Source organism: Pseudomonas sp. LBUM1674, from assembly GCF_059695635.1.
In genome coordinates, this window is record NZ_CP166779.1 from 6,244,802 (window position 1) to 6,264,465 (window position 19,664).

The following is a 19,664-nucleotide window of genomic DNA, read 5'->3' on the forward strand; positions in this document are numbered from 1 at the left end:
AGGTAATGGCCGACGGAGAAGAGCTTGTTGACAATCACCCATCATAAATGGAACTGAAATAATAGGAATGCAACTACGGTTACGACCGGCGGATCTTCTTCGATAAGCTTATCCCGCGGCGGATTACCTCAGATGGACGGTCGTCAACAGTCAACAAAGGTGGTAACCGTTCCACATATGCCCCGGTGGACGCTCTCTGCCGATAACGATACTGGATGCGTAGGTCTCAAATTTGTGACGGCAAAATGCGTCCTGCAGGGGTGTAGTTCGATAGGGATCAGCCGCCCCTGGCATGGAAGGCCGCGGTGCACCTGGCGAAGGATTGTGATCTTATGATTTCCATGGGCACCTCTGGGATGATCGTGCCCGCCGCAGGCTTCCCAACCCTGCGTTAGAGTCTGGAAGCTCCTGTCATCCATGTGAACAAGTGGTGTTGCCATGGGTGAGCGAGAGGAGTTGATGCTTTTGGGAGCTGCCGGCGAGGTCTTATGCGGTAGAGGACCATCACAGCTACACCTCCAACCGCACGTTGTGGGCGTCGCCGGATGCCCGCCCCACTTGGGTACGGGCGCCATGAGCTAGGTAATCGATGTACTACGTGATCAGACCGGAAGCTTTCCATTTGCACTGATGCCGCTCTGCGCCTTAACCGCTATCAGTTCGCTGTTGGTGTTTCTGATTGGCAGATAGAACCGTCGTGCGAAGCTGATCGCTAGGGTCAGCGTACGACCAGTTCCCCCGTTAGGAGGCTCGAAATTTGGCGAGCCGTGTCGTTGCCTATTATCCACTTTTCGAGATCCAGTGTTGACTAGGGCAATTCGCGCTTTCGCCTGCTGGTTTCGTAGGTAACGCATACAACTCTCAGCTTTCGACGTATTCAGTGCGTTTTCACACAGCCTGGGCCGAAAGTGGACGTTTCCGCCTTTGTGCTTGTTGGATGGGCCCCTGGCAAACCGAGGCCAATTAACGCGCTTCCAATCGGTAATTTCAGCTTTGTGCCGCAAGTCGTTCTGATTGCTGGATTGCGGGTTTTGGCAATGCCATGCGCAGGCTTTCGCGATACTGTTCCGCCGGTGCTTCGTGGGTGACCTCGACAACAGCATCGTAGTTTTCTCGAATGACCGACTCAATCTCAGCAATGTCCGCGCGGAAGAACTCCTTGCGCCCGTTAACCTTGTTGAGGCGACCTACGGCAAAGCGTTCGTGCAGTTTTGCTTCCAATGCGGGAGCGTTATTCGAGAAGACCATCGCATGCACGTCAAACCAAAACGGCACCGACGCATCACCCAGCTCATCAACCCGATCCATGGGCTCCAGGCGGCGGGTCATACCGATCTTGTAAATCCCTTCCCCGAATGCCCCTAGGTTGGAGATCACGTACACATAGCCGGCTTTGGCATTCTGTTCGCGATAGTCAATGAGCTTTTCTTCGCTCTCTAGCTCGGCTCGGCCCGCTTCGACCTCGGCTAGCTTCGCCAGCAGGGCGGCACGCTCTTCTTCAGATTCTACTTTGTCCAGGCGAGCCTGGAGGTCACGCATGGCGGTCGTAAAGTGTTTGCGCTCCTTGGCGATCTTCTCCCGGGCTGCGCGAATCTCCTGCTCCAGCTTCTGTTGTTCCCGCAACTCTTCTCGGGCGCGCTTCGCTTCTTCCTTTTCCTCTTGCTTCTTGATCTGAAACTCCTGGGCAAGGTGCAGTTCATCGAGCTTGAGGCTCAGGTAAGTGCGCGATATCTCTACGCTCATAATCTTGCCAAGGCGGTTGCAGGTTTCGAACGATTTGAGAATTCGTTTCTCGCCCAGTTCGACGTTGTCGAATTTCACGTTGTCCACACAGACATCGGCTTCGTTGTTGAACGAGCGAATCACCAGCTTGATCATGTCGTTCACGAGCTTCCGACCTTGGGCCTTGCTGTCGTTAACCGTCCAGTCCATGTTCCCGATCGCTGCATCCCCGCCCTTAATCATCGCTTTCTGACGCTCGCGGACACTGTCCAGTCGGGACTTGTATTCTTGGCTGGTAATTAGCTTGAACTTGGGTTCATAGAGCGCAAAGCTTTCTAGCAGTAACGTCTCCTCCCACACGAGTATCTGCCCTTGCAAATCAGAGGAGCGTTGCGCTAGCGCAGCCACCTCCCGCTCAGCGCGCTGAGTTTCTTGGCGGATGGCAGCAAGCCTCTCTTTCTCTTGCTCGATCAGCCTCTGAACCTCCAAGACGTCCATGGCGCCGATCTTCGTAGTGAGCGCTTGGAGCTGCGCAAATTGCGCTTGGAGATCCGTAAGCTGGGCTTCCAAATCATCCGCGCGTTGCCGGTGGGCGGGGCCTTTCCAATAGTCGCTAAGGGACATAGGTTCCTTCCTCGTTTCTGAATCAACTGGTCGTTCAGTTCTAAACCAACGCAGACGCCTTTACAGCGCAAAGCATGAAGGCCGGCTGCGTAGTTATTCAATCGCTTTCAGCGTTGATATGCATCGGGTCGGGGTGGGGCTCATCAGGAAGGGGGGGCGACATTGCAGGGACTTCTTTCCTTGCGCGATGAGCCATTATTAGGCCATCCCTGTGTAGAATGAGCTGAAACAGCCATTCGTGCAAATCGTTGATGTGCTCGGGGCCGACAACCTTCCATGATGGAATGCGAGATGCAGCAAGCAAATTTTCAGGTTGACTCCCGACTGGCAACGTTGCTCAGCCAAGATTACTCAACGACAGAAAAAGCTCTTAAAGAGTTGGTTGATAACGCATGGGATGCGGATGCAGAAGAGGTGGTTATCGGACTACCTGAGCCATTGACCGATGGCCCTATTGTTGTACGTGACGATGGCAACGGGATGACTCGCCAGGAGCTTGAGTCTCATTATCTGAAAATCGCATCTGATCGACGGATGCGGACTGATGGACGTACATCAAAAAAGCGGCGCCCGATCAAAGGCAAGAAAGGGATCGGAAAATTTGCTGGACTGATGTCCGCTTCGGTGATGGGTCTCACCACAATGGCCCGTGGCCAACAGATTTCGTTCACGCTCGGTATTCAGGACCTTGAGTCGGCGTCTGACATCGAACACTTGACGCTACCGCTTGAGGTGAGCGAATGCAGCTCCGAAGATCATGGAACCTGCGTGACACTGACGCATCTTCGCCAAGGGCTTCGTTACCCAAGCGCTGATCGACTACGCCAAGAACTGATCATGGAGTACGGTCGGCAGAAGGACTTCAAAATTATCATCAATGGTAAACCGCTGGGCATTGATGATCTTGAAGGCGAATTCACTGAAGTGCGGGGTACGTTTCCTGATGCGGGAGATGCAACTCTTCGTTTTGCGATTAGCAAAAAGAAGAGTGGTCTGAGACGCCCCGGCATTACTTTGATGGTGGAAGGAAAGGCAGTCGGCAAGCCTGGTTTTTTTGGGCTGGAGAACAGCGATGAGATTTCTGCTCGTCTGCTGAGAAAGTTGTATGGCGAGGTCGAAGCTGACGGGCTGATGGATTATGTGACAGCCGGTTGGGACTCGGTAATCGAAAACAGCGAGGCCTACCTACAGATCGTCACCTTCGTGCAGGGAAATTTGGTTGAGGCTTTCCGCTCTACGCACGGTATGGAAATGCGGATGGCGCATGCTCGCTTGAAAAAAGCGGTCGCCGGCCGATTGGAAAAACTGCCCCAGCACAAGCGCGAGTTCGCAGATCGAGCAATCAAAAAGGTTTTGAAAAAGTATTACGACGAACCTGCTCACAAGGTACAGGCCCTCGCGTTTGTCGTTCTTGAGGCCGTAGAACGCACCGAATACCGCTCTATCGTCGAGCATCTCGCTGAAGCAAATCGCGGCGATATCGTTAACCTTGCTGATGCGCTGGAGAGCTTTGGCCTTGCCGACATGGCCGTTCTGGTCGATCAAGCTAGAGCCAGATTGCAGTTCTTGGACGACTTGGAGCGCCTAGTCCGAAATGAAGGCTGCCTTGAGTCAACGGTACACAAAGCTATAGAAGTGAATCTTTGGATTTTGGGTGCTGCATTCACCATCTTCAGCTCCAATATCACTTTGAAACGGCAGATTGAGGAGCTGCTGAAACAGAAGTACTCCGGAGCGCAAGGCACGACCCGCCCAGACTTGCTGTTAAATGAAAGCTTGCTGGGGGAGTTCTTGCTGATCGAGTTTAAGCGTCCCTCGCATCCTTTGAGCTTTGCAGATTACCAGCAAGCAACTAGGTATCGGCATGAGCTTACCGGGTATAGCGCTAAGCCAATAAAAGTTCTAGTAATAGGAGGGCGGATTGATGGCTTCCCGACCCGAGAGCTTGAGCCTGGAGTCAGCTGCCTATTGTTTACAGATATTATTTCCACAGCACGCCGACAAATTGAATGGCAGCTTCAACGTGCACCGGGTTTTCCTGGCGCGCGGCTGGTGTAGGCCGTCTCTAGTGGGTTTTGGACAGATTCCTGACTCTAGCCTTCGGAATTCAGCGACCCCGGGACTGCTCGCCATTATGGCTTGTGGCAGCTGAAAAAAGGGCTCTGAGGTCGGGATACCTGATGCGGCAACAGGCCCGATACAAAAACTGAAGACGGCTTCTGCAATTTTATCTAGAAGCGCGCTGAGCTGCCTGAAACAGGCCCTGGACAGACTGCATTGTCGAGGGCCTGCAATGTCCACGCTACTGATTCAAGTGGTCCGAGCGCGCTTGCTACGTATCCGTCCGGCCAAGTCATCTACCCAGCGCTGCAAAGCCAAGACATGGTGTGCACTTAATTTAAGTGGACACCAGTTCTAGCCTTTTAAGCGGGTATTTCATGCAGCCACAACGCCGTTCCTACTCCAACTCCTTCAAAGTCCAGGTCATCCAAGAGTGCGCCCAGCCTCGTGCCTCGATTGCCAGCGTCGCCCTCAGCCATAGCCTCAACGCAAACCTCGTCCACAAATGGATTCGGGTTCATGCGCAGAAAAGCACGGCGCTGCAACCTGCATTCATTCCGTTACCCATCCAGTTGGCCGGAGCAAATTCGCAAGCGGCATCCTCGAACATCTGCGTTGAGATCCAGCACCCGAGCGGCACCGTCAAAGTGAACTGGCCAAGCGAAAATGCTGCTGCCTGCGCGACCTTTCTTCGAGACCTGCTGCGATGATCCGCATCGACTTCATCTGGCTCGCTACTGAGCCGATGGACATGCGAGCGGGCACCGAAACCGCGTTAGCCAGGGTGATCGCGGTGTTCGGTGCGGCGAAGCCGCACTGTGCTTATCTGTTCGCCAACCGCCGGGCCACTCGGATGAAAGTTCTGGTGCATGACGGCTTCGGGATCTGGCTGGCGGCTCGCCGTTTGAATCAAGGCAAGTTCCACTGGCCAGGCATTCGCCAGGGTTCTGAAATGCAGTTGGGTACCGAGCAACTCCAGGCGTTGGTGTTGGGCCTGCCATGGCAGCGCGCGGGCTCCGGCGGCGCAATCACACTGCTTTAACAGCTGCCATTAGCCTATCGATCTATCGCCGTGAATTGTCTGGTCTGGCAAAATCGGCACCATGACTTCGCTCCCCAATCCCGACCACCTTACCCCTGAACAACTGCGCGCTTTGGCGGCGCAGTTGATACAGCGTGTCGAGACGCTCGACCAGCAAATCGAGACCATGGGCAAGAAGATCAACCGCGATCAAACGGTGATCGAGAAGCTGACCCACGAGATCGCCCAACTCAAGCGATTGAAGTTTGCCAAGCGTAGCGAGCAGATGAATCCGCAGCAGGCCAGCTTGCTCGATGACCTGATCGATACCGATATCGCGGCAATTGAAGCAGAGCTTCAGGCGTTGCAAACAGCTCCGACGCCGACCGAGAAAAAGCAAAAGCCCAAGCGCACTGCATTGCCAGCAGAGTTTCCACGCACGTTGATCCATCACGAACCGGACAACACTCACTGTCCATGTGGCTGCGCACTGAAACGCATCGGTGAAGACGTCAGCGAGAAGCTGGACTACACGCCCGGCGTGTTTACCGTTGAGCGCCATGTCCGTGGCAAATGGGTCTGTGATGACTGCGAAACACTGATCCAGGCGCCGGTTCCGGCGCAAGTCATCGACAAGGGCATCCCGACCGCCGGGCTACTTGCCCACGTCATGATCGCGAAGTTTGCTGACCATTTGCCGCTTTACCGTCAGGAATCGATTTTCGGTCGTGCCGGCTTGGCGATTCCACGTTCAACGTTGGCTCAATGGGTTGGCATGACGGGCGTGCAGTTGCAGCCTTTGGTCGATGCGCTGCGCGACCTAGTGCTCGGGCAGCAGGTTATCCATGCCGATGAAACGCCGGTGCAGATGCTTGCTCCGGGCTCAAAGAAAACCCATCGCTCTTATGTGTGGGCCTACGCCACCAGCCAGTTCTGCGAAACAGCGGCTGTTGTCTACGACTTCAGCCCGAGCCGCGCTGGGGAGCATGCTCGCAACTTCCTGCAAGACTGGAAGGGCAAGCTGGTGTGTGATGATTTTGGTGGCTACAAGGCCAGTTTTGAACTCGGCGTGACCGAGATCGGCTGCATGGCCCATGCACGGCGCAAGTTCTTCGAACTGCACGCCACCAACAAAAGCACGCTCGCAGAGCAAGCCTTGCGCTACATCCAGTTGCTGTACGAAATCGAGAGCGAAGTCCGCGACCTGGAGCCGGATTTACGGCGCCGAATACGCCAAGAAAAAGCCGTGCTGGTGATGGATATGCTGCACGCCTGGATGATCGCCCAGCGCGATCTCGTGCCTGAAGGCTCAGCAATCAGCAGAGCACTGGATTACAGCCTGAAACGCTGGGCAGCGCTGTCGCGCTACCTCGATGACGGGACTGTACCCATTGATAATAACTGGTGCGAGAACCAGATCCGGCCCTGGGCTCTTGGACGTAAGAACTGGCTCTTCGCAGGGTCGCTACGCAGCGGCAAGCGGGCTGCGGCGATCATGAGTTTGATCCAGTCTGCGCGGCTGAATGGTCATGATCCGTATGCATATTTGAAGGACGTGCTCACGCGGCTGCCGACGCAGCGGGCGAGTGAAATCGATCAGTTGTTGCCGCATAGGTGGCAACCTATCTTGTTACGCAAGGCTTGATGCCCGGACGCATACGTAAAAAGCCCCTAATCTGAAGGTGCTGTGTAAAACTCTTACTTTGGTGACGATCACCGCCTACAGACCTCGCGAGAAATCATATGATCGACGGTTCCGCTGTTTTGACAGTGTTTTTGGTCTACTTGGCTGGTGTCGTTATTCCTGGGCCGAATTTCGTTGCAGTCGTCCATAAGGCGGTGGCTGCGACACGGTCTGAAGCCCTGGCCTTGGTAGCGGGAATCGTGGTGGTCAACCTGTTCTGGTCAACCTGTGCGATTGCAGGGCTTGGGATTGTATTTGCTGCGCTCCCCTGGGCTGCGCTTGTTGTAAAGGTGCTGGGGGCAGCCTATCTGATGTGGTTCGGGCTCCGATTGCTAATCAACGCAGGGAGGAACGCTCTCGGCCCGCTAAATGATGCCGTCGCCGGCAGTTGCCGACAGTCCTTTACTCAAGGGGTGATCACCAACATTGGTAACCCCAAGTCCATGGCCTTCTATGCCGCTGTTTTTTCAGCCGCAGCTCCCGCCCACGTTTCGCTAGGCACGTTTTTGTCGATGCTGGCAGTTGTAGTGGTGGTTTCAATGGCTTGGTATGGAATGGTCGCAATCGCTCTTTCGCAGCCTAAGATTGCTTCCGCTTATCAAGGGAGGAAAAAAGCAATTGACCGCCTGTGCGGTGGGTTGATTTTGTCGTTGGGAATCCGCCAGCTGGTTTAGCAATCCTGTGACTGAAAACTGGGCTGGGTAGGTGACTTCGCTGGACGCATACCTTGCTACTTTTCGGTGTGCAACTCAATGGCGGGGGAGCGCATGACACAGGTCGATGGCCTTACGATCTGGTCGTCCGCTTTTGGCCGATTCTGTTGAAAAAATCGACCCGGCCTGGCCAGCCATGCATTGAGTGGTGAAAACGCCATTTTTGCACGCTGCTACGTCAAATCTGAGCCCTGAACCTTCTGTTCAACACGCGGATTTCAATCTCAGAGGCGTACTTTTCTGCCGTGGAAATCGAAGCCGACTTTTTCAACAGAATCGGCCGTTCTCCGCCGGTCGTCACTACGGTGTGTGCTGGTCAAGTCGAATGCAAACGGTTGATCAGCACGAATGCAATTGACTGGTCAGTGACAATGCAAATGGTCAAGTCCATGCAATTACGCAGGCTCACATTAAAAACCGACGAACGACCACCCGGCCATGGAAAACCACCGGGTTCCAAGGTCTTCCAGCGCTACCGATTGGCGCAAGAGTCGCCCCCAAAATACGGTTGACCGCGAGCAGAACGAGCGCTAAACCAGAACCGTACCAGCGCTGTCCTCGACAGCAACCAGGTAGCCAGAACCTTTGAGGCTACGCCACACCGTGGTGGTTCTCCCCCAAGTGTGATTAGCGTCCGGCGGCTCGCACGGTCACAGCGATGTGATGGATGCCCACTCTTCCAGAATGCCCACTGCGGCAACTGATGCCCCCTCCTGGCTGCTCTGCAGCAACTTATCCGCTTGGCCATTTCTTGCGCCAACCTGTTGCCCGTCTCTTTGCCCCTAAAGAGACGGGCGCATATCACACTGCTGCAGCCCTGCTCGCACAGGCCTTTGCGGCTTTCCCCCTCGTGACAATCGGCGTGACAAACACCGAATGCTCACTCGCCACAGCGATGCCGATGATGGTGCCGCAGCCCACGGAATGGACTGCACTTGACTGACAGTCAGGCATGCCCCAGTCATCGCCTCACTGCCTTCACCCGACTCAGGATCTCGCCGCACCGGACTCGTCAGCCAGTGCAGCCTCCACCCGCCCACCGCTATCGGTGTTCAGGAGGCCAGATCATGAGATGCCCAAGCTCCCGGTCGTAAGGAGCCGTCAGTCCCGCGTTAATGGATAAACCTCACAGGTCGCAGGGGCCTTGATCCCTGATAACACTCAACAACCGTGGCGGGATGAGTGAGGACGAAGTCGATAATCTCTGGAGAATGGCGATGCAACTGTGCGAAGCGTTCGAGCCCCCACAACCCTTGCTGGAATACCAGCAGGCGCCACTGCCCTACCCAGTCGAAGCACTCGGGGATTTGTTAGGCCCTGCGGTCGAACGACTGGCCGAGGTGATCGGCGTGCCCTGCGCCATGGCGGCGCAATCGGTGCTGGCCAGCGCTGCCCTGGTGAGCCAAGGTCATGCCAATGCCCAACTTGATGGCCGAACCTATCCGCTGTCCCTCTACCTACTGACGGTGGCGTCCTCGGGTGATCGCAAAAGCGCGGTGGATCAGCTGGCACTGAAGGCGGCGCGCGACTGGGAACGCCAGCAGTGGACCCTGTATGCGGAAAAGCTCAAAACCTATCGTGCAGCCAGCAGCCTCATGACCAAACCCAAAACCGCAAAAAAACACGCGGAGACGGAAGGCAGTGAGCTGTCCGAGCCGGTACCGCCGAGACTGATCATTGCCGAGCCCACCATTGAGGCCCTGGTCAAAGGTCTGTGCCAGGGCTTGCCCAGCATGGGCTTGTTCAATGATGAAGGTGGACAGTTCTTGGGCAGCAGCACCATGAGCAAAGAGAATCGGCTCAAGGCGATCACTACCTTGTCGACACTGTGGGATGGCAGCCCGATCGACCGGGCGCGCTCCATGGCCGGGGAAAGTCTTCGTGCCTATGATCGCCGCCTCAGTCTGCACCTGATGCTGCAGCCCTACCTGGCCAACCAACTGTTCAAAGACCCGGTGATCAATGGCCAAGGCATCCTCGGCCGTTGCCTGATCAGTTGGCCCGAGCGCCTGGCCGGCCAGCGACTCTACAAGGCGATCGACCTGACCCGGGATGCCCGAGTCCAGCGCTACCAACAACGGATCACGGCCTTGCTGCAAAAGCCCTGGTCGCTTCACCAGGATGGCTCACTCAATCCCGCAACACTGGAGCTGACTGCCCGGGCCCGTCGTGCCTGGATTGATATTCACGACACCATCGAGTGCCAGTCCGGCGAGTTCGGCGAGCTGGCCGGCGTCCAGCCTGTCGCGAGCAAGGCCGCGGCGAATGTACTGCGCATCGCGGGTGTGCTGGCCATGGTTGAAGAGGCCAGCGCGTTGGACGAAGCACACATTCAGCGCGCCTCCACGCTGATGGATTACTACCTGGCCGAGATCCAGCGCCTCACCGAACAGGCCCCAGTCAATAGCCGATGCGAAGAGGCGGATCGATTGCTGCGCTGGTTGGTGCAGAAAAGCTGGACCCGCTTCACCATTCGCGACGTCAATCGCAACGGCCCTCGCTTTGCCCGCAAGAGCGCTGACCATACCGCCTCTTTATTGGTCGTACTGATCACGCATCGCTGGCTGAGCAGCCGCGACGGAAAAACGTTCGAGGTCCGTCATGTTTCGCCTCAATGACGCGGTGCGCCGCTACCAGGCGCAACATCAAGTGCAACCAGAATCGCGGCGTGTCGCCGCCTCTGTAGCCACCCTGTCGCCACGCGCCAGGCCAGCAACGACGCGGGTTGTCGCCACTGTCGCCGCTGTCGCCACACCACCTCTGGAGCTTACCAATCTCGCCCAACTGATCGAGCAACTGCGTGAGGAAGGGGCACTGCTGCAACACCACGAGAACGCCCTCCTGATCCGCCCGACACACTGGCGGCAGGTGGACAGACTCAGCCCTCACTGGAAAGCCCTACTGCTCTTTCTGCAAACAAACGAAAACGGTGATGACGATGACCTTGATTAGTCGGCGTGATGGTCGCAATTTTGGCTATGGCCGCCAGCTGAGCTATGCCGGCTCACAAGCGCTAAAGGGTTTGTTTGCCGGCGGCCACTTCGCCACGGTCAAAGCGCATAGCGATCGCTGGCGAGCGTTCGTGCGTTGGTGTCGGTCCGAGGACGGCCCCGGTTACAACGATGCGCGCCAGATCGATCGACAGACGCTGCAAGACTACGCCGCTTACCTGCGCCAGCAGATCCAGCAAGGTGAACTCTGCATCGCCACCGCGCAGAACCGCCTGAGCAGCGTTAACCGCACCCTCGCTGCGCTGCGCGGTGATCAAGACGTGAGGATCGCCAGCCCGAGCCAGGCGTTGGGACAGAAGCGCTCGACCATACGCACCCGCGCGCCAGATGGCCAAGACCACCAACAGGTGCGCCGAGTACTCGAGGCGCTTGGCGAACAGCACCACGAGCGGGTTGCCGCGATTGTCCTGTTGGCCCGAGCAACCGGCATGCGCCTGCGCGAAGCGATCCTGGCTGACCTGCCACGCTTGCACCGCGAAGCCGAACACTTAGGCCGCATCAATATCCAGGACGGCACCAAAGGCGGCCGCTCAGGCGCTTCAGCGCCGCGCTGGGTCGTGGCCAATGAAGAGGTAAAGGCGGCACTACAATTGGCTCGTCATGCATCGCCGCCCCGCAGCCGCAACTTGCTGGCTCGAGACGAAAGCTACGCCGCGTTCCTGCAACAGACCGTGCTCCCCGCCCGCGAAAGACTGCATGAACATGGACTGAAGGGTTTCCATGAACTGCGAGCGGCCTACGCCTGCGAGCGTTACGAACAGCTCACTGGCCACGCCGCACCGGTCAATGGTGGCCACTGCTATCGCATTGACCGCGACCTTGATCAACAGGCGCGCCAACAAATCAGCCTAGAGCTCGGGCATAACCGGATCGATGTGGTTTCGGCCTACATTGGAGGTCGAGAGTGACCAAACCATTCGATATAGCGCTGTTCCTGAGCGGCGTACTGACCGGCTCGCAGGTCACGCAGCAACGACACCTACGGCAAGCCCGAATCATGCAAGCGGCCATTCAACAGCGATGGCAGCGAGACAATCCCTGGACCTGGCAGCTCAAGCATGTGCGCTGGTTTCTCACTCAGCACCTGAAAGACCATTCCGGCGCCACCCGGTATTACTATCGACTCACCGCTCTGCTGATCTGGAAGCGATTAGGGAACGGCCGGCAATTGCTGATGGATCGCTCGAATCGTGAGTAGGCAGCCTTCCAGGCACACTTGTCCGCCGTCATCTATCTCAGCGCGGATATCCTCTTGCTGATGAACCTGCTCGAAGCACACGCGGCAACGGCAAAAAGCGGCCAAAAGCGGTCAGTCGTGACGGTTAGCTATCGGCCAAAAGCGGGAACTCGGTAAACACAGCTTTGGGCTAAGGCGGACATTCACCAGCTCATCCTTGCTGGAGCATGGCCTTCTAATCGAGTGCATATTCCTGCGATGCTTGTCTTTGGATCTTCGTATTCCCAAGGAATCTCATGACAATCGAAAACGACAAATACCTGCGAATCAAGGCAGAGATCGAACAAGCCTACAAGCGAACCGTGCGAACGAACCGCAAGCAGCAAAAGTCCAGTAGAAACTACCGTCTGGGAACTCAATACTTTTGGTTCGCAATGATAAGCCCGTCCGTTCTTGCAGTGTTGCTGGCCGTACTCGGTAAGTCCATCCACGCCTATTGGCTTTTCAATATCAGTTGGGTACTGATTGCTGTGTCTTATCTGGCCCTATTCTTCTACCCCTTCATGGGTATGGTGCTATACCGCCATTCGCTGAAGAAAGTGCTCGCTGCTCCCTTTGCCTCTCTGTTGGAATGGAACGTTAAAACGGTAATGCAAGTCGACGCACAGTACTTGCCCGAACTTGCAGCACTCTCCCAGGAGACTCTCAAGCTCGGCGCGCTCGAACTCAAAAGCGAGCGCAACGGATTCGAAAAGCGCACCTATATGGTTACCGGCGCCTTGGAAAAGGTAGGAATTTTCCCTGGCTCGCTCGCCTTGTTTATAGGCATTTCGACTCTCATTAAAACCCTCGACGGCGCTGGTATCAGCGCACGTATGGACTGGGTATTCGCAGTAGCAGTGGCGAACGTCTTTTTCTTCTTCATGTGCGGCTACGTGCAAATGATGATTGTGCAATATGACCGTATGATCGCGCTCACTGAGCTGGCAATAGAGCTTAAGAAACAACACCTCGAATCCGACTAAGCGGTGTGCTAAATAACGCTGCCGACCCACCTACCGCAATGACCCACGGGCGTGGTTTGCAGGTGCAGCCAGGCGGCTTTTCTCATGCATGGACTTTACCGATCGGCAGTGGCAGCGCGAGTGCTGGGCCGCTGTCGGCCAAAAGCAGGTACTCGAGAGCGACTTCGAAATCAGGAACGATTCAGGCTGAGTGCCCAAGGTGCCCATATGCTTGGGCCATTTGCCTGACGCAACTGCTGATGCTTTCCCGCAACTGGGCCGGTTCAAGTACCTCGATGGCGGCACCGTGGCCGAGAATCCACCATTCAAGGCCTTGGGTGTACTCGTAATCACATTCCAGCATCCAGTCGCCGGTACCCAGAGGGGTCAGCACCTGATTTTCTGTCAATGGGGTCTCCGACTCATCCAGCCTCTCACGAAGTGCCTCATTGATCCTCATTTTTAATCGGACGGGGCCGTGCGCTTTGTGAATTTTCTGAACATGCTCAGCCGGTTCGAAATTCTCCGGTGTCGATACTCGGCGAGACTGAAGTACATGAACGGTTTCGAAGCGTTGAAGTGGCAGCTTGCGAATGATCTGATCACCGTCCAACTGGCAAATCAGGTAAATGCTTGAGTCCTGGTAAGCAAGACCGAGAGGGTTCAGGAGCATGCTTTTGGTATCTTTGCTTCGACGAGATCGGTAGCGCCCCCTGACTTGGGTGCCCTCCAGAATAGCGGTCTGGAAAGCGTGAAGCACCACACTGGAGACCTTGGCTGGGCGGAGTTGAACTTGCTGGGTTCCGTGCACGACCTTTCCAACCCAGCCATGTTCCAGTGAATGATTTTTTCTAAGAATGTCTCTGGACCGTTCATAGATCGGTTTCAAGTCAGCTAGCGCTGCGTGGTGCAAGAGGTGCTGAGCGTGCTCGTAAAGTGTCACGATTCCCAGAGCCACACGGCTGGACTTCAGTTGGGAGGGTGATAATTCCAGTGCCTCTGCCCGCCCATAGCCACCCGCAAAGTTCAGATCAATAGGACTTTCATCATTTAAAAACCACGTCGGGGTTTCATGTTTACCACGCGATTTCACCTTGAGTACCCCTGCCTTTGCCATGACTTCCAGATCACGCTGGATCGTTCGAATGTCCGCACCACTGTCATCGCTACCCTGTAACTCAGCCGCTGTAATGCCCTTCCCCTTGGACGACATCACATTGCGTAGCAGTTCGAATCGCCGCTTCAAGGTCTTTATGGCATTTGGCAAATCCTGCTTGGTCACATTCAGCTTCTCTGTTGGCCCGCATTAGGATACGAAGATCAAGGCGTCTCTATAGGCGTTAATGCGGGATAAACTAGTCGCCCCTGTGCGACAGGTTATGTCGCACCTAAAGGGATACTAGCGCAACTCAAGTCGCCCACCACAAGGAATCGGGACATGCATCGCGATCAGTACCTCGGCACCACTTCTTCCACCACGACAAATCATGTGGTGGGTGACTTTGTCGATTGGCTGGCCAAAAACCTGAGTAGCACAGCGCTTTTCACTCATGAATACACGGACCGCCGCAGCGGCATCCTTTGGAAATGCCAAGGGCTTCAAGACGCTTGCGCACGCTATCAATGGCGGCACAAAGGCGCTCTTGGCGTTCCACCAGGAACAGACCTCACCAGCAACGGTGCAGCGCTGAACGCACTGAGTAGCGCGTTGCATAGCAGCATCAACCCGGCAAACGACAAGGCTGCATTTTCCGCTGCTGCAGATGTGATGACATGGGGCGGCGTCCAGGCAGGAAACATTCGCTGGCTGAGTATCAACATTAACAACCTGGCCCAGACTCTGACGTCGACAGCCGCCGCATTGACCCGCGGCGACTTGGCTGAGCAGATCCTCGTGAGTAATGATCTACGCTTTAACGCTGGCATGACTAAGGTCTACTCGCTGCTGGTCAACGATTTCATCATTTACGACAGCCGTGTTGCGGCCGGCCTGGGCTGGATTGTCGTGAAGTATTGCCAGGAGAAGCAGCTCTCGAGTGTCCCCGCCGAACTCGCCTTTCCCTGGGCGCCTTCGAAAGAGGGCCCTCATGCCAAGTCGCCCAAGAACCGCAACCCTGGTCGGGATGGTTTCAGCTTTCCGCGTTTGATCGCCGGTGCTCACCATGCAGAGTGGAATCTCAAGGCCAGCTGGATTCTGGCAGCGGCATTGGCCCGGGCACCTGCCAGCAGCTTCGCTGCCTCCTCTGCCGTACCGGCGCTACGCCAACTGGAGGCTGCATTGTTCATGATCGGTTATGACCTGCCCCGTGACGGGAGCAATGCTCAGGCTATATTGACCACACCCCCGATGCCTGGTGACGCTTGGACCGAGTGCTACACCGCTGCAAGAGGGAATAAGTTCCACTACCAGATTGACGACGGCGCAATACGGCTCCATGAAGGCCGCCGCTACCCGATCGTGGTCATCAACAAGATGTTGAATATTCTTTGGGAAGTATCGGGCAGCACGCCATTCCCACTAGCCAACAGCGCAACGAAGGTCCGTGCCGGCGAAAGCGCGTTTGGTATCGGCAAAGCCTACTACGAGGCGACCGACAAGAAGGGTAACCCGCCTGACGCCAGCGCGCTTGCAGCCATACTTCAAGATATTGGTGCACTGCGCTTCATACCGGGCCGTCGTGACGCGTGGTCGATCAATACTGAAGTGTTCCCCCGCGAAGGGATGATTGACGTCACTGCACTCATCACCCGCGAAATCGAGCTGCTCGAAGACCTGTAGCCAATCACTTGAACCGGAGCGTGCATCGTGCACGCTCCGAGATTCTTATCCCTTCAACTTGTAAAGGAGGCCGCCATGTCAACCAGATAATGATATGGAGATTTGGATATGGCACGCACCTACAGGCGCCGTGGCTGCCAGTACGATTATATTTTTGTGCTCTGGGACATCGAGCCCGAGCTGCTCACTTCGCGCTCTCCCGCAATCCGCAAGCGTTTGGCGCGTTTTCACAGCGACAGCTTCGCAAGTCAGCGAGAGACGCCGCCGAGACGTTTTCGAAAGGTCACCGATCGCAAAATGCGCTCCGGAAACCTAGCGATCCTCGTACTTTGGCTCAAGAACCCGGACTTCGATCTGCTGTTTTGCGATTTCCGCCGCTGCCCTGCGTGGAGGCCCATGTAAGTCCTGATGTAACGCCAGAATCGACATTCAGGTGTTCGTAACGAGCGAATGCAGCCCTTGGTAACAGACAGCAATCGGCCAGAAGCGGATGCTCGACCCCATCTGACTTCAGCCAAATGCATCATTCGTCGCAAAGGCAAAAAAACCAGAGGCGCCGTTGATGGGACGCCTGGGTCAGGTGACTTACCCTTATCTGGTTTCAAATGAACGAAGCTTCGCCAGCGCACGACTGATCGGAGGATTTTCCATACCTGCCGGAACAAAGATATCGTCGTCAGGCTTGATCGCCGAAATCTCTTGGTCGTTTTCATCGATCTCCCAGGCATACATGAAAATGACGCCAGAAGTTATCAAATGGCTAACGAGCTTGCCCTTGGCATTCACTGTAGCGACATGACACTTCTTATGTACTTCGTAATCCTTCAAAAATCTGTCAATGTTTTCAGAGGAACTTGGCGTCATAGTATGTAGTCTAGACAGTCCCGCTTGGACTCTCAAAGACCCATCTTCAGATCGATCAAGATCACTTGTAACCGCCACGCGATAATGCGCAGGATTCTGACTGTCAATGCCCCGTATCAATGCGATGCGCAACGTATTGTTGGAATCTTTGTCTCCGATAGTTTTTGCGATGTTCTCGAATATCTTGTGTCCGATAGCGGCATTCTCGAAGCCGAATATCAGCACTGGAATTTCGCCTTCGCATGTCTGAAAGCCTAAACCCCTCCAGCCGGCTTTACTCCACAGGCTTTCTTGGATAATAGAAACAACTTTAAGCTCTCTATGCTTCATTGTTGAAAACTGAAACGGATGTTTCGGGCGCTCCTCAGACTCATCAGATTTAGAGGGCCAGTCCATAGGTTCTACATTGTGGTGCTCATGCCAGGTTACGCGCCGAGTTGGCTTGTAAAGTTCTAAGGCATCATCCTGATGAGATTCGATGCCTGGTACAGCATCACGCCCCATAAAATAGCTGTCCAATCCAATATTACAATTGAAGACAACTGATCGCTCCAAGGCCTTGTCTTCCCGAAGCATCTCTTCGATTTTTGACCAGCTTATTTGAGGGCAAATAATGGACACAAAGTGAAGGCAGAATTCACTGTAAAATTGTCTGATCGTATCTCGTTGTTCATCGGTCAAACTGGCGATGCTGAACGGTGAACAGAGGATCTCCGCAGAGGTCACCTGCGCAGCGGTGTCGAAGCTGTGCTGCAGTATGAAGCCATCCTCATCTTCCAATAAGATATCAATGTTCACGGCGGGCACTGTAGCCGTTGCATGATCTGCCATCATCGGTGCACAGAAGCTCTCCAGCACAGCCAGCAATTGCTGCGCTAACTCAATGCATGGAGATTTTACCGGGAAGGACGCAGACACCTTACAACCCAAGATACAGGAGCTTATGGTTGTCCAGCGATCCAGATAAAGGTCGAGCGGGGCCACCGGAGCACCCATATCGATACTGCGCCACATGTTCATAAGGTGAAAATCAATTGGCTCACCCTCAGGCCCCGCTTTATCTTCATGGCCTAAGCATACCAATAGCGCATCTGCACTGAGCCCTAGATCCAACTGATTCAGCTTGTCCGGCAGCCAGGCTATTCTTTCAACGTCTGAAAAATTAGCATTGAGAAATAGCTGACCAATTAGAACCTCATAATTCATTTTCTGATTTTCTGTCCACAGCTTTTCATCCACCGCTTGAGAGACAAGTTGAGCTAAGTGGTACCAAGTCAAAGACTGACTCACACGACCTAGTTGACCTTCGATCCACATGAGTCGTTGGTAAATAGCAGCTTGCTTAGCACTGCTTCGCTGTTCCTTCAGTGCGTCAGAGGTGACCACATAAGCTGCCATCAGCGCTGCTCCTCGCGCAGCCCACAGCAGGCCCTGCTTATCGTATGCATGGGACAGCATATAAAGGGCAGCGAAGACTTCCGCCTTGCTTTCACTGCTATACAGCCCATACAGGGATAACCCGAAGCACTTGATCGCCCTGTAATAATCCTGTTTATCGCTGCTCAGCGCTCCTCGTCTCAGGTACTTATCTGCCTTTATCCGGCTATTTTCCCGTTCCCCCGCATCATCAATGAGCTTATCCATGAGATATTCGTAGGCCTTGAGATCTCCAAAGGCCACGTCGAGTTCTTCGAGCAAGTTGACGAGACGAGCCATAGGGTAGCCAATCAGCTTATGAGCACTATCAGCGATTTCGCTCAAAGACCGGAATGTATTACTGGCTTGCTCCTCATTTTCGGCAACCAGCAGATCCAGAAGCGCCAGAGAGGTCTTGGCTTGTAATGCGCCGCTTATCATGTCCGCGTTGTCGGCTATCGAGTTCAGTTTCTCTCGAATGGTGGCCTCAATGGAGTTCATATCAAGGGTACACTTACCGTCTCGATGAGTGGTGACCACCAGATTGAACAACGTTACGACTTTTTCCCACACCTCAACGTTGTCGGTCTCTCGGGCCACGCCGAGCGCTTTCTCAAAGGTTTCCTCAAAGAGATCGGCATTTTCCAGCCACCAGTACGCGGCCCAGGTTAGCTGGTAAAGGGCGTCGAAATGCTGTCTCTGGGTACCAAACTTTTTCGCTGTTCGCACAGCAATATTGAACTGGTGCTCCACAGCAACGGCATCATGTTCCAGCTCTTTGTAAATGATGGCCCGCTTGGTGTAGAGGTCGACCTGGGAGAGCGTCAGATGGTCCGGATCTTCAATCTGTTCGATCTGGCGTTCGATCTCTGTGAGCTGAATTTGCTTGTCAGCGTCGAATGGGCCGATCTGAATTTTGCTCTCAATGCTGCCTGTAAGACCCAGGTGATCGATGGCGAGTTGCTGATTCTTGGGCTGCAGTGTTTTATCAAGCAGCCAAGTGCGATCGAGGATTGTGACCTTGACGCCATACTTTTCGGAAAGCTCGTCTTGGAGCTCTGCTCTGGAGCTGTTCTTGATGAAACGGCTGGAGACACAGAAGATTTGAACGTAGCCACGCCCTGTCGACATGATGCTCTCGACGTCCTTTCTGCATTTTGCCCTCCAATCTTTCTGTGTACTGACACCGAATGCCCATCGCTCGGACTCCGGGGTCTCGTTTAATCCCCAGAAAAAGGCGATTTGGCTGGCTACAGGATACGTCTCGGTATCGGTTTTACCGTCTCCACCCGCAGTCGGGCCGGTCTGGGCAACAAGGTTGGGGCAAATTTCTCGCTCACAAAGCTTCCGTACGAATATCTCGAACTCAAGCTCTTGGCTTCGATTGTTCAGGGTCTCGAAGTGATACTCCAGCATGGAGCGATCGATAGTCGACTCCTGTAGCTTTAAAGAGTCCGAGAACTGCTCCGGACGTCTCGCTCGCAGAAAGTCTTGCGGCTTGGTTATCTTGGTAGCCGATTGTTTCTTATCCATCATCCACTCCTGAAATGATCACTGGCACTGCCCGGCTACGATCAACGCTCTGGCC

General features: G+C 55.0%; 15 protein-coding genes. 12 read left to right on the forward strand and 3 right to left on the reverse strand.

The features are described from left to right. Positions 1-987 precede the first annotated feature (987 nt). Positions 988-2,346 carry an SNIPE associated domain-containing protein gene (locus ACA067_RS28625; RefSeq protein WP_497459531.1) on the reverse strand — a complete coding sequence of 453 codons (1,359 nt, stop codon included), beginning with the start codon at positions 2,344-2,346 and terminating at the stop codon, positions 988-990. Between the two features lie 291 nt (positions 2,347-2,637). Between ACA067_RS28625 and ACA067_RS28630 the strand changes: the two genes are divergently transcribed. From ACA067_RS28630 to ACA067_RS28675, 10 genes are all read left to right on the forward strand, one after another. Further along, complete coding sequence (locus tag ACA067_RS28630; RefSeq protein WP_497459532.1) at positions 2,638-4,404, forward strand: ATP-binding protein; 1,767 nt, start codon at positions 2,638-2,640, stop codon at positions 4,402-4,404. A gap of 380 nt (positions 4,405-4,784) precedes the next feature. Then, positions 4,785-5,117, forward strand: a complete 333-nt coding sequence (tnpA, locus tag ACA067_RS28635; protein ID WP_074758583.1) for an IS66-like element accessory protein TnpA — start codon at positions 4,785-4,787, stop codon at positions 5,115-5,117. Continuing rightward, on the forward strand, positions 5,114-5,449 hold the full coding sequence (tnpB, locus tag ACA067_RS28640; protein ID WP_074758581.1) for an IS66 family insertion sequence element accessory protein TnpB: 336 nt from the start codon (positions 5,114-5,116) through the stop codon (positions 5,447-5,449). Before tnpA ends, tnpB begins: the two co-directional genes overlap by 4 nt. A gap of 61 nt (positions 5,450-5,510) precedes the next feature. Further along, positions 5,511-7,073 (forward strand): IS66 family transposase, encoded by a 1,563-nt coding sequence (gene tnpC / locus ACA067_RS28645; protein ID WP_497458018.1) that lies wholly within the window; start codon positions 5,511-5,513, stop codon positions 7,071-7,073. A gap of 98 nt (positions 7,074-7,171) precedes the next feature. Then, entirely contained in the window at positions 7,172-7,786 is a 615-nt protein-coding gene (locus ACA067_RS28650; RefSeq protein ID WP_461984405.1) for a LysE family translocator, read from the forward strand. Positions 7,787-9,042: 1,256 nt separating this feature from the next. Next, positions 9,043-10,443: a YfjI family protein gene (locus ACA067_RS28655; protein WP_497459533.1), complete on the forward strand. Its 1,401-nt coding sequence runs from the start codon at positions 9,043-9,045 to the stop codon at positions 10,441-10,443. Beyond that, positions 10,427-10,777, forward strand: a complete 351-nt coding sequence (locus ACA067_RS28660) for a hypothetical protein (protein WP_497459534.1) — start codon at positions 10,427-10,429, stop codon at positions 10,775-10,777. Before ACA067_RS28655 ends, ACA067_RS28660 begins: the two co-directional genes overlap by 17 nt. Further along, positions 10,764-11,744 (forward strand): integrase domain-containing protein, encoded by a 981-nt coding sequence (locus ACA067_RS28665; RefSeq protein ID WP_497459535.1) that lies wholly within the window; start codon positions 10,764-10,766, stop codon positions 11,742-11,744. Before ACA067_RS28660 ends, ACA067_RS28665 begins: the two co-directional genes overlap by 14 nt. Continuing rightward, positions 11,741-12,034, forward strand: a complete 294-nt coding sequence (locus ACA067_RS28670; RefSeq protein ID WP_122552632.1) for a hypothetical protein — start codon at positions 11,741-11,743, stop codon at positions 12,032-12,034. The genes ACA067_RS28665 and ACA067_RS28670 overlap by 4 nt, the downstream gene beginning before the upstream one ends. 275 nt (positions 12,035-12,309) lie before the next feature. After that, positions 12,310-13,038: a hypothetical protein gene (locus ACA067_RS28675; RefSeq protein WP_447889934.1), complete on the forward strand. Its 729-nt coding sequence runs from the start codon at positions 12,310-12,312 to the stop codon at positions 13,036-13,038. Positions 13,039-13,219: 181 nt separating this feature from the next. Here ACA067_RS28675 and ACA067_RS28680 read toward each other — a convergent pair whose 3' ends face one another. After that, entirely contained in the window at positions 13,220-14,299 is a 1,080-nt protein-coding gene (locus tag ACA067_RS28680; RefSeq protein ID WP_447889933.1) for a helix-turn-helix transcriptional regulator, read from the reverse strand. A gap of 156 nt (positions 14,300-14,455) precedes the next feature. Between ACA067_RS28680 and ACA067_RS28685 the strand changes: the two genes are divergently transcribed. After that, complete coding sequence (locus ACA067_RS28685; protein WP_497459536.1) at positions 14,456-15,796, forward strand: hypothetical protein; 1,341 nt, start codon at positions 14,456-14,458, stop codon at positions 15,794-15,796. A 108-nt stretch (positions 15,797-15,904) separates the two neighbouring features. Then, on the forward strand, positions 15,905-16,198 hold the full coding sequence (locus ACA067_RS28690) for a hypothetical protein (protein WP_447889931.1): 294 nt from the start codon (positions 15,905-15,907) through the stop codon (positions 16,196-16,198). Between the two features lie 189 nt (positions 16,199-16,387). On the opposite strand, the gene ACA067_RS28695 is transcribed toward ACA067_RS28690, so the two are convergent. Continuing rightward, on the reverse strand, positions 16,388-19,609 hold the full coding sequence (locus ACA067_RS28695; RefSeq protein WP_497459537.1) for a hypothetical protein: 3,222 nt from the start codon (positions 19,607-19,609) through the stop codon (positions 16,388-16,390). Positions 19,610-19,664: the final 55 nt, after the last annotated feature.

Bases quoted from the DNA above. Each gene is read 5' to 3' on its own strand.
- ACA067_RS28625 (WP_497459531.1), bottom strand. From the start codon at position 2,346: ATGTCCCTTAGCGACTATTGGAAAGGCCCCGCCCACCGGCAACGCGCG.
- ACA067_RS28660 (WP_497459534.1), top strand. From the start codon at position 10,427: ATGTTTCGCCTCAATGACGCGGTGCGCCGCTACCAGGCGCAACATCAA.
- ACA067_RS28695 (WP_497459537.1), bottom strand. From the start codon at position 19,609: ATGGATAAGAAACAATCGGCTACCAAGATAACCAAGCCGCAAGACTTT.
- ACA067_RS28630 (WP_497459532.1), top strand. From the start codon at position 2,638: ATGCAGCAAGCAAATTTTCAGGTTGACTCCCGACTGGCAACGTTGCTC.
- tnpB (WP_074758581.1), top strand. From the start codon at position 5,114: ATGATCCGCATCGACTTCATCTGGCTCGCTACTGAGCCGATGGACATG.
- ACA067_RS28685 (WP_497459536.1), top strand. From the start codon at position 14,456: ATGCATCGCGATCAGTACCTCGGCACCACTTCTTCCACCACGACAAAT.
- ACA067_RS28665 (WP_497459535.1), top strand. From the start codon at position 10,764: ATGACCTTGATTAGTCGGCGTGATGGTCGCAATTTTGGCTATGGCCGC.
- tnpC (WP_497458018.1), top strand. From the start codon at position 5,511: ATGACTTCGCTCCCCAATCCCGACCACCTTACCCCTGAACAACTGCGC.
- ACA067_RS28675 (WP_447889934.1), top strand. From the start codon at position 12,310: ATGACAATCGAAAACGACAAATACCTGCGAATCAAGGCAGAGATCGAA.
- tnpA (WP_074758583.1), top strand. From the start codon at position 4,785: ATGCAGCCACAACGCCGTTCCTACTCCAACTCCTTCAAAGTCCAGGTC.
- ACA067_RS28650 (WP_461984405.1), top strand. From the start codon at position 7,172: ATGATCGACGGTTCCGCTGTTTTGACAGTGTTTTTGGTCTACTTGGCT.
- ACA067_RS28690 (WP_447889931.1), top strand. From the start codon at position 15,905: ATGGCACGCACCTACAGGCGCCGTGGCTGCCAGTACGATTATATTTTT.
- ACA067_RS28655 (WP_497459533.1), top strand. From the start codon at position 9,043: ATGCAACTGTGCGAAGCGTTCGAGCCCCCACAACCCTTGCTGGAATAC.